12 protein-coding genes are annotated in these 16976 nt (G+C 41.1%); 5 read left to right on the forward strand and 7 right to left on the reverse strand.

All coding sequences use genetic code 11. The features are described 5' to 3' along the window. The first annotated feature begins 107 nt into the window (after window positions 1-107). Together HME9304_RS03450 and HME9304_RS03455 are read left to right on the forward strand one after the other, a co-directional pair. On the forward strand, window positions 108-1286 hold the full coding sequence (locus tag HME9304_RS03450; protein WP_112377264.1) for a galactokinase: 1179 nt from the start codon (window positions 108-110) through the stop codon (window positions 1284-1286). Further along, window positions 1283-2332 carry a UDP-glucose--hexose-1-phosphate uridylyltransferase gene (locus tag HME9304_RS03455; protein WP_112377265.1) on the forward strand — a complete coding sequence of 350 codons (1050 nt, stop codon included), beginning with the start codon at window positions 1283-1285 and terminating at the stop codon, window positions 2330-2332. Before HME9304_RS03450 ends, HME9304_RS03455 begins: the two co-directional genes overlap by 4 nt. A gap of 607 nt (window positions 2333-2939) precedes the next feature. On the opposite strand, the gene HME9304_RS17280 is transcribed toward HME9304_RS03455, so the two are convergent. Next, complete coding sequence (locus HME9304_RS17280; RefSeq protein WP_112377266.1) at window positions 2940-3044, reverse strand: hypothetical protein; 105 nt, start codon at window positions 3042-3044, stop codon at window positions 2940-2942. Between HME9304_RS17280 and HME9304_RS03465 the strand changes: the two genes are divergently transcribed. The 3 genes from HME9304_RS03465 to HME9304_RS03475 all read left to right on the forward strand — a co-directional run bounded on the left by HME9304_RS03465 (window position 3022) and on the right by HME9304_RS03475 (window position 5444). Beyond that, window positions 3022-3204 (forward strand): alpha-N-acetylglucosaminidase C-terminal domain-containing protein, encoded by a 183-nt coding sequence (locus HME9304_RS03465; protein ID WP_164674748.1) that lies wholly within the window; start codon window positions 3022-3024, stop codon window positions 3202-3204. The genes HME9304_RS17280 and HME9304_RS03465 overlap by 23 nt on opposite strands. Before the next feature lie 275 nt (window positions 3205-3479). Further along, on the forward strand, window positions 3480-4562 hold the full coding sequence (locus HME9304_RS03470; RefSeq protein ID WP_239023382.1) for a mevalonate kinase family protein: 1083 nt from the start codon (window positions 3480-3482) through the stop codon (window positions 4560-4562). A gap of 9 nt (window positions 4563-4571) precedes the next feature. Further along, window positions 4572-5444: a sugar phosphate nucleotidyltransferase gene (locus HME9304_RS03475; protein ID WP_112377268.1), complete on the forward strand. Its 873-nt coding sequence runs from the start codon at window positions 4572-4574 to the stop codon at window positions 5442-5444. 407 nt (window positions 5445-5851) lie between these two features. Here HME9304_RS03475 and HME9304_RS03480 read toward each other — a convergent pair whose 3' ends face one another. The 6 genes from HME9304_RS03480 to HME9304_RS03505 all read right to left on the reverse strand — a co-directional run bounded on the left by HME9304_RS03480 (window position 5852) and on the right by HME9304_RS03505 (window position 16957). Further along, on the reverse strand, window positions 5852-7429 hold the full coding sequence (locus tag HME9304_RS03480) for an arylsulfatase (protein WP_112379713.1): 1578 nt from the start codon (window positions 7427-7429) through the stop codon (window positions 5852-5854). A 2-nt stretch (window positions 7430-7431) separates the two neighbouring features. Beyond that, a complete protein-coding gene (locus HME9304_RS03485) occupies window positions 7432-8859 on the reverse strand; it encodes a sulfatase (protein WP_206170497.1) in 1428 nt (475 codons plus the stop codon). A 600-nt stretch (window positions 8860-9459) separates the two neighbouring features. Further along, window positions 9460-10500, reverse strand: a complete 1041-nt coding sequence (locus HME9304_RS03490) for a LamG-like jellyroll fold domain-containing protein (protein WP_112377269.1) — start codon at window positions 10498-10500, stop codon at window positions 9460-9462. Window positions 10501-10525: 25 nt separating this feature from the next. Beyond that, a complete protein-coding gene (locus tag HME9304_RS03495) occupies window positions 10526-12316 on the reverse strand; it encodes a RagB/SusD family nutrient uptake outer membrane protein (protein ID WP_112377270.1) in 1791 nt (596 codons plus the stop codon). Between the two features lie 13 nt (window positions 12317-12329). Then, on the reverse strand, window positions 12330-15566 hold the full coding sequence (locus tag HME9304_RS03500; RefSeq protein WP_164674750.1) for a SusC/RagA family TonB-linked outer membrane protein: 3237 nt from the start codon (window positions 15564-15566) through the stop codon (window positions 12330-12332). Between the two features lie 32 nt (window positions 15567-15598). After that, on the reverse strand, window positions 15599-16957 hold the full coding sequence (locus HME9304_RS03505; RefSeq protein ID WP_112377272.1) for a Gfo/Idh/MocA family protein: 1359 nt from the start codon (window positions 16955-16957) through the stop codon (window positions 15599-15601). Window positions 16958-16976 lie beyond the last annotated feature (19 nt).

The following is a 16976-nucleotide window of genomic DNA, read 5'->3' on the forward strand; positions in this document are numbered from 1 at the left end:
AGTCTACACCAAGGATATAGGAATTTACCCTTTTAAATATATCAGCGTAACGAGCGTATCGATAAGTGCCTTGGTAATTTTTATTTATATACACTTTTCACAATAGAATGATACTATACGATAAGAATATCCTCAATACTGTACAAAATGCTTTCAGAGAACGATACGGCGAAGTCTTCAAGTTGATTTTTTCACCAGGAAGAATCAATCTTATTGGCGAACATACCGATTATAACGAAGGATTTGTGATGCCTGGCGCAATTGACAAAGGAATTTATTTTGCAATTGCCAAAAATGATCAAGATGTTATAAGACTCCATTCATTGGATTTGGGTGAGGAAACTGATGTAAAATTGAATGAAGTCCAACCGATTTCCCTGCCGTGGGCAAATTATATTTTGGGGGTGGTTGAAGAATTGCAAAAAGCTCAATGTAAAATTTTGGGATTTGATATGGTCTTTGGTGGCGACATTCCGATTGGAGCGGGCCTCTCCTCTTCAGCTGCCTTGGAATGTGGTACTGGATTTGCACTGGACCATCTTTTTAATTTAAATCTAGGGAAGTTAGAAATTATCAAAGCGGGACAACAAGCCGAGCACAATTTTGTAGGAGTCCAATGTGGCATAATGGATCAATTTGCAAACGTCATGGGAAAGAAAGCCCATTTGATTCAATTGGATTGCAGGTCTTTGGACTATGTTTATTCTCCTTGGGCCATTGAAGGTTATCAGATTCTTTTGTGCAACTCGAAGGTCAAACATTCATTGGCGGAATCCCAATACAACCAACGTCGATTGGAATGTGACACAGGAGTCAGAATCTTGCAAAAGACCCACCCCGAAGTTAAAAGCTTAAGAAATGTCAGTATTGAAATGTTGGAGCGAATGAAAGTACAATTTTTAGAAGTAATTTTTCAACGCTGTTCCTATGTCATTGAAGAAAACAAAAGAGTTCTCAAAGCCAGTACAGCACTTAAGGAAGGGCAGGCACTCCAATTGGGGTCATTATTGTATGAATCGCATAAAGGCCTATCCGAAAAATATGAAGTTAGCTGTAAAGAATTGGATTTCCTCGTAGATTTGGCCATAGCACATCCAGCAGTTATAGGCGCCCGAATGATGGGTGGTGGTTTTGGAGGATGTACCATTAATTTGGTAAAAAAATCGGAAATCGAAAAAGTTGCAGAAGAATTTCAAAAAGCTTATTTGGAAGTATATCAAATTCATCTAGAGTGTTATCAGATACAGTTGACCAACGGCACGCATATCATCAACCAAGAAGTATGAATCAATTCAATCTACAAGAACATTCACATCGTCGTTATAATCCGCTAACCGGTGAATGGGTTCAAGTTTCACCCCATCGTGCCAAACGTCCTTGGCAGGGACAAGAGGAAAAGGTAAGTGAAGTTATGCGACCTGATTATGACTCCAAATGCTATTTGTGCCCCGGCAATACCAGAGCTAACGGCAAGCAAAACCCAAAGTACACGGACACTTTTTCTTTTGTTAATGATTTTGCTGCATTGCAACCTGACATCCCCGCGAGTGAAGTTCAGAAAGACTCCTTATTTAGGGCGAAAAGTGAGCGAGGCATATGTAAAGTAATCTGTTTTTCACCAAGGCACGATTTGACTATTCCTGAAATGGATTTACCCTCCATTAAAGAGGTAATCGATCTCTGGGCACAAGAATATGAAGCCTTGGGAAAATTGGATTACATAAACCATGTGCAGATCTTTGAGAACAAAGGCTCGGTCATGGGGTGTTCCAACCCTCATCCACATGGACAGATTTGGGCACAGGAATCCATTCCATATAACCCCAAAAAGAAAGGGAAACAATTGTTAAAGTATTATGAAAAACATAAAAAGTCACTGCTACAAGATTATATTGAAAAGGAGCTGGTTAAGGAAGAACGAATTCTTTTTGAAAATGAACATTTCGTAGGATTAGTACCCTTCTGGGCAATTTGGCCTTTTGAGGCCATGATTATCAGTAAGCGCCATGTGACCAATATGCTTGGGTTATCAAAGAATGAACGAATGGCCCTTTCGGAAGCTTATAAAAGGCTCACCATAATGTACGATAATCTGTTTGAAGTATCTTTTCCATATTCCGCTGGGATTCATCAAGCTCCTACTGACGGCCAATTATATCCAGAATGGCATTTTCATATGGCTTTTTACCCACCATTACTACGCTCGGCTACGGTTAAAAAGTTTATGGTAGGTTATGAAATGTTGGCAAATCCCCAACGTGATATTACACCTGAGCAGGCTGCACAAGCACTTAAAGCACTTAGTCTTGTACATTATCATAACAGAAAGTAAAAAGAGCTACCTAATTTCCTTTGCACCATAAAAAGAACTATTTTAGGAATAACGAATATATTAACAAAACACTCATCTCTATACTAAGAATTATGCTTATTGAGGTTTATGTAAGGAATCGAACTTTGTTTTCTAAGAAAAATGCACCTATTCGGTGAGTATATTTTTTGTAATCACTGAAGGTCTTTATTTATAGGGGTTTTGAAAGGCAGGTTCAAGTCCCTCCGGCTCCACATCATTCACAACTGTGTTGTGGATAAAAATATAAAAATCCCATCAAGCTCGCTTGTTTGGGATTTTTGTTTTTAGATATCAAGACTATTTAAAGCCTTAACAGTTGTATATGCAAAATTAAGTAACATCGAATGCATCATAGATTTCAATATATTAATAAGTTACAAAAAATATTAATTTATTTTTTTTCCTGACTATTGCAACCTATACTTAATTAAGTCGCTAATAGTATAATTATATATTGTTTCGTCTTTAGTTATTTATAGGTTCTATACTTCATTTCCAACTTCTAACTTTAAATTTTAAAGGATAAGTATGATTAATAAAGGCCGGCAATACCAAACTTCTAAAGTTTGTTTAAGGTTATGAAATTTTAATACTTCTTGGTGGGTTTTTTGAATGGCCTCTTCTTTCTTGGTAAGATGGATGCTAATACTCCATCATTACACTTTGCCTTGATTTTATCTTCTTTTACCATTTCGGGTAAAGAAAAAGCGCGTTTGAAAGAAGCGAAGCAGCTCTACAGAAACAAGACAAAACTTTTGATTTACACCTGGACCAAATCCGATGATGGATTAAACGATTATGCCCATAGAGAATGGGGCGGTATGCCAAAAAGTTTCTATCTTCCGAGATAAGAAAAATTCATAGATAAACCGAACACAAATTTTAATGGGCAAGCTCCAACAGATATAGATTTGGAAAAATGCAATGAGGAGAGTATCAAGGTAGCCAAAGCGATTTTTTTACAAATATAAAAATGGAAAGAAATGAGTCATATTACACTACCTTTATTAAAATGTTTGAAAATCAACGCTAATTATAAAGACGGGGATTTAAAAGTCAGGGCAATGTTTATTTTCACCGAAGAGCTTTTTCCATACCCGTTTACTTCTACTAAAGTAACATTCTATTGAAAACAAATTCCATAACGATACAATCTCCCGGAAGAATCTGTCTTTTTGGAGACCATCAAGATTATCTGGGGCTTCCTGTAATAGCGTGCGCTATCGATAGATATATCAGGATTATTGGTGAACCGAACCATTCGGATTATCTTAAAATCAAGTTTTTGGATTTAGGGAGAACCAGGGATATACCCATCAACAAAATTTTTGATGTTATAGACAAAAGCGATTTTTTTGGGGCAGTACTAAAGTTGCTACGAAAAAAGGGCTGTATTCCAGATAAAGGCTACGATATCGAAATCAGGGGCGATGTGCCGATCAATGCAGGGTTGTCCAGCTCTTCCGCATTGGTTGTTGGCTGGGCAAAATTTTTGGTTCACGCTTTTGGCAAAGCGAAAGACTTTACATCTGCCGACATGGCCCAGATTGCCTACGAAGCAGAAGTTTTGGAACAGGGCAGCCCTGGCGGTAAAATGGACCAGTACAGTATTGGCATAGGAGATATTATTTATTTGGAAACCGGCGAACACACAAATTTTCAAATTGTAGGTAATGCATTGGAAGGCTTGGTAGTAGGAGAATCCGGTATTCCAAAAGATACTTTGGGCCTTTTGGGCAACAGAAAATCACTGGCGCTGGAAGCAATACATTTTTTAAGCAAGCGTTTCCCTGATTTTGATTTGTCCAAGATAACGAAAAATGAATATAAGGTCTTTGAATCGGTGTTGCACAAAGAACATGCTCCCTATTTTTATGCTGCGGTACACAACCATATCATTACAAAGAAGGCACTTGGTGAGTTTAAAAAAGGATTGCCGAATATCAAGTATGTTGGTGAGTTGATGAACGAACACCATAATATTCTAAAAAATGTTCTGAAAATAACGGTACCTAGAATAGACGATATGATTTTGGCCGCACTAAAAGCAGGTGCATTAGGAGCAAAAATAGTAGGTTCTGGAGGAGGAGGGAGTATATGTGCCATTGCGCCCAACAATGGCGATGAAGTCGCTGAAGCCATAAAAAATGCAGGTGCGGTAAATGCCTATAAAATTAAGGTTTCCAAAGGTACAAGAATGACAAGATAATAAGACGATATGCACAACAACTTAATAATACTGGCCGGTGGCGCTTCTTCCAGAATGAAAAAAGATAACGCCGCCAATAATCTAAGCCAAACGGACATCAAACAAGCCAACTCCCGAAGTAAAGGATTGATAGGTGTAGGTGAACAAGGGCTTCCCTTTTTGCACTATCTGCTCTATAATGCAAAAATGGCAGGATATAGGAACATTTATATTCTTATTGGCGAAAAGGATACCCATTTTCAGGAAATCTACGGTAAAAAAGTCAAGAACAACATCTTTAATGGATTGTCTATTTCATTTGCAAGACAATACGTGCCTGAAGGAAGAACCAAACCTTTTGGTACCGCAGACGCCGTTTACCAGACCTTGGAACAATTTCCCGAATTGCAAACCAAGGCCTTTACGGTCTGTAACAGCGATAATCTATATTCCGTGGAGGCATTGCGCAAACTCAATGAAACCTCAGCAAAGCATGCATTGATGGCCTATGATTGTGAATCGCTACTTTATAATCCGGAACGTATATCACGTTTTGCCCTAATGATTATCGATGAAAATCAATTTTTGGTCGATATCGTAGAAAAACCACCGGTAGACGAAGTCCATAAGTATGAAGATTTTGATGGTAAACTGCGAGTTAGTATGAACATCTTCAAATTCGATGGAAAAACATTTTTCACTTACTTGAGAGATTGCCCTGTACATCCTGATAGAAATGAGAAGGAACTGCCTACTGCACTGATGAATATGTTGAATGACGAACCAAAATCAATCAAGGCGATTCCAATAGCGGAACACGTACCGGACCTTACCTCAAAACTGGATATTGGGCGAGTGCGTAACTTTTTAGAGAAGGAATATCCCACTGCATTGAACTGGTAATCTTCTATCACGGATTTTTCAATAAAAAACCGCAGTATTTTATTCCATTGACTTCAGGACTTTACAAATTCTTCTGTCCGCGTGATTGATATTAAAATGGATAAGCCCGTAACCCCGCTCCATTGGAACGGCTATCTGGATTGGCATGCTATATCCGTTCTATCCAATGGAACTTAATCCATTTAGATTTTTCCATTATTGGATATTTTCAAAAACATTAATCTTTTACAATCAGTCAATTATCCAAATTATTTTTCATGCCTAAGGGTTGTCGCAGACCGACATCCACTTCTAAAAACACAACGTAACTTATCATCAAAATAGTGCAAAGCAAATCTTGGAACTAAGGGAATTCTTTGAATTTCTATATTCTGGATGTATTGTCTCGTTTCATTATGCACTGGCGGTTACCTGAACTCTGACTTTATGTCATCTATCAACCCATTTTCAATCATAGGGATTCTAAACCTATCGGATGATGCATTCTCATGCTCTTTCTCAAAGATTAGTGCGGCTTTTTTGATGATGTCGGGATGTTTATTCGCGATATTATGTGATTCTGACGGATCAACCTTTAAATTGTACAATTCCAGGGTCGGTGTTTCCTTGTCCTTTAAATGTTGCCGCACCACTTTCCAGTCACCCATTCTTATGGCTACCTGACCACCATATTCCGGGTACTCCCAAAAAAGAAATTCGTGGTCTTTCTGTCCTTCTTTTGCAAGTAGGGTCGGTAGAAAACTTATACCGTCCGAATTGGAAGGTGTTTCATATTCGACTATATCCGATAAAGTAGCCATCACATCATATTGAGCCGAAATGTGGTCGGTCTGTGTGTTGGGTTGGATATAACCGGGCCAGGTAGCGATCATCGGAACACGTATACCACCTTCATAAACAAATCCCTTAGCCTCTCCATATGCCTCACCAAACTCACCGGAACTATTGAAGAATTTACCATCCGTACCTCCCGAATACGTAACGCCATTGTCAGAGCTGAACATAATTAGTGTATTTTCATAAAGCCCCTCTTTTTTTAAGTAATCTATCAATTTACCCACATTTTCATCGAGATAGGAAATCATGGCCGCATAGGCAGCCCTTGGGTATTGATTTGGAAAATATCCCCGCTGTCCTAGATATGGTTCTTCCGAACCAAACTTTTGCTTGTAATAGTCCACCCATTTTTGTGGGGCCTGGATGGGGTTATGTGGTATTGGGCTAGCCCAATACATAAAGAACGGCTTGGTTTTGTGACCATCTATAAACATCATCATCTCATCAAAGATTAATTTGGGGGTATATTCGTTCAGCCTATACTCTTTGTAACTTTCTGGATTTAATGGGTCCGCACCTTTTTTAAGCTCCTTGCGCGGTGCGATGGTATCATTATTCAGGTATACGCGGTTTTCATTTCTGTACAAATGCACGGGATAGTAGGTATGGGCCTGTCTTTGACAATTATATCCATAGAAGAAATCGAACCCCATTTTGGTCGGAATGCTTTCTGTATGGGGAGCTCCCAATCCCCATTTGCCTACCATGCCGGTGGCATAGCCTCTTTCTTTGAGAAGTTTAGGAAAAAAAACCGTTGACTTGGGAACCGGTCGCTGGCCTTCGAGCGTAGAGTCTTTGATTACCGCTCTATAGTTCCAAACATCACCACGTTCCGCCCATTCGTCATTGCCTCTAATATACGAGTGCCCGGCATGTTTGCCGGTAAGCAACATATACCGGGCGGGAGCACAAACGGGAGCACTGGTATAGTGCTGGGTGAAAATCATGCCCTCTTTTGCCAAAGCGTCTATATTTGGGGTTTCAATTTTTTCTTGGCCATAGACTCCTAGCTCGCCATAACCCAAATCATCTGCAAGTATATAGATGATATTGGGTTTTTCCATTGTTCTTGAGATTTCCTTATTCGATGAATCACAGGAACGAAGCAGTAAAAGGAAAGGGATTAAAAAATAACTGTACTTGAGCATTATCATTGATTTTTTATAATTTCGGATTTAGCATTCGCGCGAAATTCTGGATTTAACAATTTGGGGATAGGGGCCTTGGTCTTTTCCAGCCAGTCACTGAGTTTGTATTTTAGTTCATCAGTCTTTTCCATGTTCAGTTGGGAAAGTTCCAATTGTTCACTAGGGTCATCCTCTAGGTCATAAAGTTCGACTGCATTATCCTCATAATAATAGTGGAGCTTCCATTTACCTTGTCGGATTACGGACCCTGGTCGTGTACGGAACATCATATCACGGTTTTCGTTCTTCTTTCTTACGGCTTGCAGATAAATCGGGAAATGCCAGAACAAGGCCCTCTCTTTAGACCTCTCATTATTTACCAATAATCCACACAAATCCATACCATCCAGTTGCAACCCGTTTGGTTTTGTAATACCGGCTACTTTTAAAAGCGTTGGAAAAATATCCAGGTTGGAAATTGGCTCTTTTGATTTTTGATGGGGCTTGATCTTATTCTTCCATAAAAAGAAAAAAGGCACCCGAATACCGCCTTCATAATAACTGCCCTTTCCAGAACGTAGGGGGTGTTGATCGCTCACCGCGAAAAGCCCTCCGTTATCGGAAGTAAAAACAATGAAAGTATTCTCGAACGCCCCATTATTTTTAAGAGCGTCGACCAAGCGTGCAATATTTTGATCCAGATTTTGAACCATGGTGGCATAGTCTGCATTACTGGCGCCCTTCGGACCCTGTTTTGCCCTATACTTTTCGAGTAATTTATCGACGGGTTGAATCGGTGTATGTACGGCGTATGGCGAATAGTTGACAAAGAAAGGACCGGATACTGAATCTATAAAATCGATTGTCTTGTCCATTACAAGGTCGGTCAGTCTTTTGTCGGTTGCTTCTAAATTAACATTTCCATAAGGGGGGTAATAACTTGATGGGTGACCCACATGGCTGCCCCCTATGTTCACATCAAACCCTTTTTTCAATGGATCATCCGAAAGATGCCATTTACCGGCATGGCAGGTAGCGTATCCATTTTCCTTTAAGATTTGAGGCAATAAGACAAAGTCATCCTTTATGGTGTTGGTATTGGCAATAGGTATTAATTTTCGATTTTGGGTCTTGCCACGTTCAGATGAACCTACTGTATAGATTCCGTGTCGTTGTACCCATTTGCCCGTCATTAAACTCGCCCTACTGGGCGCACAATTTGCAGCAGACGCATATCCATTGGTAAACAACATCCCCTGTTTCGAAAGGTCATCGATATGGGGTGTCTCGTAAAATTCACTTCCCATAAACGAAGTGTCCGCCCAACCCAGATCATCAATATTGATAAGAACGATATTGGGGCGTCGGTATTTATTTTCTTGAACACTACATCCTACAAAAAGATGGATAGCCATAACCAAAAGACCCATATTTAGAAATAATTTCTTCACCAAAACCGATTTTGTCCGTATGCTCATGTTATCTTGATATCGACTATGCCAAAAAAAAGCCTTGATAATCGGGATTGTCCGAATTGATTTTACCAAAAGTAGGTTCTTGATATTTTTTTCGCACTATATCTCCAAATTTAAAACATTGCAGCATAGAATTTAGTTTGGGGTTTGATATACCTTACTATGGAATGTACCATCCACAGTTCTGTACCTCTTGATCGGTTTTTAACAAGAAAATCTGTAGCTATATGCTTTTAAGAAAAACCACGCTCAATGTACTTTAACCTTTCACTTTATAATTCGAATACCTTCTTATGTGTTAATGGACATCCACCTTTAATTATCGTAATTCCAATTTTTCTTCACGTACTATCGTGAACTTATCCATATATTTTAGAACAAATAAAAAACAGCAAGCATTGTATAAAAGTATACTGTTCTTTAATTGTCCAATTTCGAAAGTTTCATCCACATATTGATTTCAGGTCGTACATTCAAAATACCCAGCAACTCTATTTTAGGTAAAAAATGTTACTGGGCATTTGCTGACTAACTTGAATTAAATAAACTTCTCTTTTAAATCTATCATTGCCGGTATCATTCCAAAGCGGCGGCGGATATTTCCCCGGGCAACAACGCCCTATCAATAATCCTTACCTCATCAATGAAGCCGTTGAATCTATGGTTTGCCGAATATATGGCCTGCCCAATATACATGTCTTCATCCAATACCGTATTTATCAATCTTATTTCAGAATTGAACGAAGCTCCCGCATCGGGTTCGTTGACAGCCGCCTTACCATCAATATAAAGCTTTACGTCCTTGAGGAATTCGCCATCGGCAGGGTCATAGCTCACGGCAATATGATGCCATGCATTATCGGCCAAGAAATTTTCTGCGCTTCTCAAGTTTGAGGCCCCAGCCTCGATCCTTATTCTTCCTTGGTGTACCATTACATTGAACATTTTTTCAGCATCGTTGACACCCCATGAAACTATGGTATTCCTAAGATTCACTGATTCTGAAGGTATCTTGACCCAAGCCATAACCGTTCTTGCGGCTGTCCCTTCAATTCCCTTAAAGCCTGGTGTAGTCAAAAATTCATCAGCTATGCCCGTTGCTTGATATGCTCCTGTAGCGTTGCCTTTCCTATCTTCTCCAAACTGTGGATTTCCATAGTTCGATACCGCATCTGCACCTACAGATCCAACATCCGTTAAATCGCCATCAAAAGGATAATCTACCACATAGGGAATTGGCGGTGCTTCTACTGTAATCAACCCCTCCTTTATGTTCTCACTGACGCCAAAATCGTTACGCGCCCTTAGCGTTACTGAAAAAGTACCCTGGGCCAGATAGGTTACCGTTGGGTTTTCTTCTGTACTTGTCGTGGGAGAACCTCCCTCAAAGGTCCAAGTAAACAGAAAAGGGTCATTTGTTGAAGTGTTGGAAAATTGTACCGATTCTTCGGCAAAGACCATTGTCGAAGATGCGCTAAACTCAATAACGGGCAATGATGAAGAATCTACTTCACCCTGATCCCTCGGATATCCATCATCATTGCGGGAACAAGAGGCAATAAGGCCAATAAGTGTTGCGATTGGGAGTATTCTCAATAGGGTCATATAGTTTTTCATGTCTTACATTTTATTTTGTGTTGTATTACCATCCCGGATTTTGTTGTAATTGTGGATTTAACGCCAATTCATCGGATGGCAACGGGTAGAGGTAATAAAAGTCGGGGAACGCCGGGGGCGTTAATGGAACCAATTGGATATATCCTTCCGGAGCACCATTCTGTATGGGAAGATTGATAGCATAGTCTGCCTGGGTTACCCACCTGCCCAATTTGACCTCGGTGGCATAATCCATCTTTCTCCATCTTCTCAAATCATCGACCCGAACACCCTCGCCCATCATTTCCACGGCACGTTCACGGCGAATTTCCCAAAGTACGGGGTCTACGCTAGGGTCACGTAAAGGATCCCAGTCGGCAGTTATATTGGCAAGTATTAAGGGTGCGACACCTCCACGTGCCCGGAGGGCATTAATGGTCGTATTGGCCACACCTTGATCAAACTGGTCCATTTCAAATTTTGCCTCTGCGTTGATCAAGAGAATTTCGCCCATCCTAAAAATTGGGTCATCGTTCAAATCCCTAGATGATACAGCCTCGTTGTGATCGTTCCAGATTTTCCAGAAACGATATCCGTTACCTGTCCTTGTCGGCACCAATCTGTCAAAGTTCGGTACTTCGCCGGTCACCCTAAGCGACCAATTACGGTCTGGTAACTGCTTGTAGGGAAAACCACTGGTTATTGCTTCTAGAATCGGAAAATATTCGGCGTCGGCAGGATTTCCCGTAGGCGTCCAAGTACGGCTACCGTCACCGTCTACCTTGTAGGGAGGTGGGCTCAATATAAGAAGCCTATCATCCCTGTCCCTAAATTCTGCATAAAAATCCCTGTCGCCTTGAAATTGGGGGTTCAAGGGGTTTGTCACGGGCATTCCGTTCTTGGTCAAAAACTTGTCGATACCCTTTCTGGTTATGTCATATTTATTGTTCGTAGAACGTGTATTGGTAGACACCCTATGCGTAAGTTCATCTATTACAAAGTGTTTATAAAGAATGATGCCTTCACGCCCACCAAGATCGAGGCTATTGAAAACCTCGTCGTAGTTGGGATGTAAATTGGGAAATTCCTGTATCAATTCATCTGAAGCGGTAATTGCCGAGTTCAAAAATTTCTCGGCGTCCGAAAGACCGTGGTATTTTCTCCAGGTTCCTTCAAAAAGGCCAAACCTTGCCAAAAGTGCTCTGGCCACATTTGGATTTACCGTATTAGGACCGTCACCTTCTTCTTTAATACTCAAAATTGCTTCCTGCAAATCTCGCAATATATTGTTGGCCACTACATCTCTACTGTCACGGGGGCCAAATAAAATATCGGTATCTACATCGGTCAGTTCGTTTTCGACCCATTTTACCCCACCATACCTACTGAGAAGATCAAAAAACTCATGTGCCCTAAAGAACAATCCTACCCCTCTCCAATGCGTTTTGTCCTCATCGCTCATCTCGGCACCGTCCAAACGATCCAGCATAATATTTACTCGACGAATGTTAACGTAGGATTCCCCATATACTGTATTTGAACTATTTACAGGAATCTCGAAGCTTTGGTTGATATAATTTGGTGATACGCTACTATTACCGTTTTGCATCAAATCACCGGGCAAGTCGCGCGTTGCCGCCCATGTAATACTTGAACCGAAAGTATCGAAGAAATCGTAGAAGCCCCATGCATATGTACGAATGTTATTATAATTTTTAAAAATGGTCACTTCAGACAGTTCGTCTTGGGGCTCGAGAGCCAAATCCTCTTCGCAGCCTAGGTTAAAGACAAGTACTGCAAAAAATAAAATCGAAAAAATAAATTTTATACATTTCATAGTCCTTTTTTTTTTAAAATGATACGTTTAAACCAACAGAATATTGAGCTAGAATGGGATATCTTGTTCTTATGCCATCATTGCTATTGACCTGATCGGGATCCAATCCCCTTTGCAATTTATCAAAGGTGAAGAGATTGTTCCCCGCAATGAACACTCTCATTTTATTGATATTGAACTTATCCAAAACTTGGGAATCGATGGAATATCCTAAAGTGATATTCTGTATCCTTAGATAAGCTTCATCGCTCAGGTACTTGGTCTGCACCCTTCTGCTAAGGTTGTAATTGCTATCTATATTCCCGGCACTTGCATTGCCGTAAATTCTAGGATAAAAGGCATCTTGGTTTTCAGGTGTCCAATAATCCAGTTGATGGGCATAAATATGGTCGAATGTTGATGGGTACGGAAAGATGATGTCTTGGTCGCCACCAACGGCCCTCCATCTATCCCGTTTTCCCACGCCACTAAGAACAAAGGAAAAATCAAATCCTTTATAGCCCATGAATCCGTTAATACCAAATTGATAGCGCCTGGTAGAATTGCCTATGCGTTGACGATCCCCTGCATCGTCAACAGTATTGTTGCCGTCGTTGATAAGGCCGTCACCGTTCAAATCCTTAAACTTGACATCACCGGGATAGGGTACTGGTTCGTTCTCAATTTGTACCACACCGTCTCTAAGCTGCCGATTGTCCCCTGATAAATCGGCATCCAGCGTACCTTCCACAAAATCTTCAACGGTATAGAAGCCATCGGTTACATAGCCCCAAATCTCACCTATTTCTTGGCCTTCGTAAAATTCCCCTATCAATTTTTCCGCTGCATCAAAACGGGTAATCTCTGATTGATTATCAAATAAGTTTACATTCAGCCCATAGCTAAAATCACCTATTTTATCATTCCATCCCACTTCGACCTCCCATCCCGTGGTTCTAAGGTTCGCATCGTTCTGTAAAGGAGCATCGGTACCCAAGATAGCCGGGAGAGGGAGGGCCGCTTTCAGCATTCCCAAAGTTTCCCTTTCATACATATCAAAGGAAGCGCTTAGGCGGTTTTTGAGGAAGGCCAGGTCTACACCTATGTTCTTTGTCACCACTTCTTCCCAAGTAAAGGTATCACTGACCAGCTGGGCGGGACTAAAGGTAATGTACCGCTGGTCGTTCGATAAATTGATCCACTGTGCCAAAAAGCTTTCGTATCCTGGAATGGATGGATAGTACTCTTGAGCGTTATTATCAGGTCTCCTGTATTCCTGGTTACCTATTTTACCCCAAGAAGCCCTGGGCTTGAAAAGGTTAATGAATTCTATTTTTTCCATGAAAGGTTCCTCACTGATGTCCCACCCGACGGATACGGAGGGCAATAATGCATACCTGCTTCCCGAAGCAAATCTCGAGGAACCGTCATAACGTAGGTTTCCTTCCACAAAGTAGCGGTCCAAAAGATTGTAATTGATACGCCCAAAATATCCTATTACGGCCCATTCATAGAATGAATCAGCTAAAGAGAAATTATCGCCCTGTGCCAAATTGAAGGACGGTGTTTCAGGATCTATTAAATCATTTCTGAAACCCGAAAAGAAATCCTGCTTTTCACCCTCCCTGTTAAACCCGACCAAAAAATTCAGATCATGGGATTCAAAAGTCAAGTTGTATTTGGCATATATGTTCAACCCATTGTAGATTCTCGTAGTCTGTGATTTTCTTAGGCTTGAGTTCCTTAATGCATCTTCTTCGTTTTCGTTCGTATTGAACCTGAAGCTACTATAGTAGCGCTGTGCATTATTTATGTTTACCCTATTGATATAGTTTTTTTCAAAGGTATATTCCCCTGTTAGGGAGAAATTGTCAAATGGTTTCCATTCCAATCTTTGGAAAAGACGTAGGTTGTCATCATCTATCTTATCAGGTACGGAGAAACGCACAATATTCCCCGGACTTGAAAAAGGAAGCACTTCGCCACTACCATCGTCAAAAAAACCAGTAGGATCGAACATGCGCAACTGCAATGCCTCGTCATAACGTGCGTTTGGTCTGGATTGGATACTTGAACGAAACAAAATATTCGAGGTCGATTTTAGATTGGGGGTGATATCTGCGTCGACAAGAGCATTGATGTTGTATTTTTTAAAAGAATCCTTGTCTGTCACCATTACACCGTCTTCAAAGGCGTACCCCGTGCTAAGACGGTATCCCAATTTTTCCCCACCGCCTGAAACCGTGAAATTATGAATGGTGGAATAGCCGAAATTTCCAATAAAGTCTTCGATGATATCAGAGTCGTCCAAGGGATAGAATTGTTCACTTGATTGCTCTAAATGTATTGGATATTGTTGACCCGTAACAGGGTCCGATACCAGATTCAGTTGGCTTCGATCAGTATCGTATTGATCTAGAAGTTCCAACCAGCGGTCCACGTTCTGTCCGGCGAAATAGGCATTTTCCCCAAAGGTGTCCAATGCTTCCACAAACTGGCGTGTCGTTGCTTTTTCAGGTTGGTCAATCGCTCTTGCGATACTTGTGGTAACATCGTAACTGAATTGCACTTTTTTATTACGGGAAGCACTCTTTGTTGTAATCAATACTACACCGAAGGCTGCCCTTGCCCCATAAATGGAAGAGGCCGCTGCATCCTTTAGTACCGATATCGACTCGATATCCCTCGGATTCAGGTCTTCAATGTCTCCCGGCACGTTATTAATGAGTATTAAGGGACTTCCACCGTTGATAGAGGTAAAACCCCTCACATTTATCGAAGTACTCTCGTCCCCTGGTTGCCCTGAACTTTGTACTACCTGAAGACCGGCGGCCGCACCTTGCAGTGCTTGGGTAGCATCTAAAATAGGGCGATCATTGATAAGTTCATCCACTTGAACGTAGGAGGCCGCACCCGTTACGTTCTCCCGCTTTTGTGTGCCAAAACCAACGACGACTACCTCGTCCAGCGCCGATACGTCTTCTTGTAAAGAGACATTGATCGCTGTTTGGTCGTTGACGGAAATCTCTCTTGATACAAACCCGACAGAACTGAAAACCAAAATGGCATTTGATTGGGGGGTTATCGTATATTCACCATCAAAATTGGCCGAAACTCCGTTTGAGGTGTTCTTTTCAACAACGCTTGCCCCTGGGATAGGTACCCCAGATCCGTCCGTTATTGTTCCTGTCACAGTGATCTCTTGAGAGAACATCGAACAAGCCCATAAGAATACTATGGGCAAGAGTGCTCTTCTAATTGACTTTCTCATATTGGTTCTCATTTAGAATTAGGTATTGGTTATTAATAGGTTTCCTTTATCCAATTGTAGGGTTTTCGTACAATCCATTTTCCCCTTGTGAAATCCGGGAAATCCTGTGGCTCGCCATTGTTTGCAATAGATGCTTCGGACAAAGGGGTTACAGCACTCCATGCTGCCGCGTCATAAGCATCCATAGGAGGTGCTATATTTTGCTTGGCAGATTCCACAAAGGCGTTCATCACAAAGAAGTCCATTCCTCCATGTCCTGCACCTTGGGCGTACGTTCCATACTTTTTCCAAAGTGGATGGTCATATTCCTTTAACCATGAATCGGCCTCGTCCCATTTATGGGGCTTGGATTTCCCTTCTATATATATTCGATTTCCATCCACTTCCCACAATCCTTTGCTCCCCTGGACCCTGAAACCCAATGAATAGGGTCTTGGCAAAGTGGTATCATGGGTAACGATTATGGTTTCCCCGTTTGTAGTTTCTATCGTACTGGTAATAACATCTCCCATTTTGAATTTGATATCGGCATTGGGATGGTCCTCACCACCGTTCTCAACAATGTAATTATGAAGTCCCAAACTTTTAGTGGAATGGGAGGTCAATGAAAGAAACCGATTGCCATGATTAATATCGTTCATGGCAGCTATGGGCCCCAAACCATGGGTAGGGTATACATCGGCATCTCTTAATACGGAATGTTGCGTGCGCCATTTGGACTCGGAAATTCCTTTTTCCCCAAATTCAACACCTTTACCGTATGCAGTTTTGCCATCATTCAATAACACGTGCCTTAGATCATGCTGGTAACCACATCTAAAGTGGACCAAATCACCGAACACGTGTTGTTTTACCATGTTCAAAACGGCCAAGACATCGCGCCGATAGTTCACGTTTTCAAGAATCATCAAGTGGGCACCCGTTGCTTCGTGTGTGTTTACCAAATCCCAACATTCTTCAATAGTGTTTGCTGCCGACACCTCCAATCCGGTGTATTTGGCCGCTTTCATACTGTCAACAGCCATTCTTGTGTGCCAGAGCCAAGGTGTGGAAATGATGACCGCATCAATATTTTCAGAATTTAAAAGATTACGATAATCGTAATTGTCCTTACCATAAACTGCAGGTTTTGGTTTTCTTGATTTCTTGATTTTCTCAAGAGCAAGGTCAATCCTTTCGGAATCAACATCACATAAGGCCGTTATAGTAACATCGTCGCGTAACAATAGGTTTTTGAGATGATTTGTCCCGCGAAGGCCTATACCGATAAGGCCGATGTTAAGGTTACTTAGGGTATTTGCTTTTCCTATCCCAAAGGTCATGGTGGGGGCCATGGCCAATCCAGCGGAGAGAGTAGTGGTCTGTTTTATAAAGTTCCGTCTTTTGTTCATTTATGCTAGCAGGATTAAG

The sequence above is a fragment of the Flagellimonas maritima genome (assembly GCF_003269425.1).
Taxonomy (GTDB): Bacteria; Bacteroidota; Bacteroidia; order Flavobacteriales; family Flavobacteriaceae; genus Flagellimonas; species Flagellimonas maritima.

Bases quoted from the DNA above. Each gene is read 5' to 3' on its own strand.
- HME9304_RS03450 (WP_112377264.1), top strand. From the start codon at position 108: ATGATACTATACGATAAGAATATCCTCAATACTGTACAAAATGCTTTC.
- HME9304_RS03455 (WP_112377265.1), top strand. From the start codon at position 1,283: ATGAATCAATTCAATCTACAAGAACATTCACATCGTCGTTATAATCCG.
- HME9304_RS17280 (WP_112377266.1), bottom strand. From the start codon at position 3,044: ATGGTAAAAGAAGATAAAATCAAGGCAAAGTGTAATGATGGAGTATTA.
- HME9304_RS03475 (WP_112377268.1), top strand. From the start codon at position 4,572: ATGCACAACAACTTAATAATACTGGCCGGTGGCGCTTCTTCCAGAATG.
- HME9304_RS03480 (WP_112379713.1), bottom strand. From the start codon at position 7,429: ATGCTCAAGTACAGTTATTTTTTAATCCCTTTCCTTTTACTGCTTCGT.
- HME9304_RS03490 (WP_112377269.1), bottom strand. From the start codon at position 10,500: ATGAAAAACTATATGACCCTATTGAGAATACTCCCAATCGCAACACTT.
- HME9304_RS03495 (WP_112377270.1), bottom strand. From the start codon at position 12,316: ATGAAATGTATAAAATTTATTTTTTCGATTTTATTTTTTGCAGTACTT.
- HME9304_RS03500 (WP_164674750.1), bottom strand. From the start codon at position 15,566: ATGAGAAAGTCAATTAGAAGAGCACTCTTGCCCATAGTATTCTTATGG.
- HME9304_RS03505 (WP_112377272.1), bottom strand. From the start codon at position 16,957: ATGAACAAAAGACGGAACTTTATAAAACAGACCACTACTCTCTCCGCT.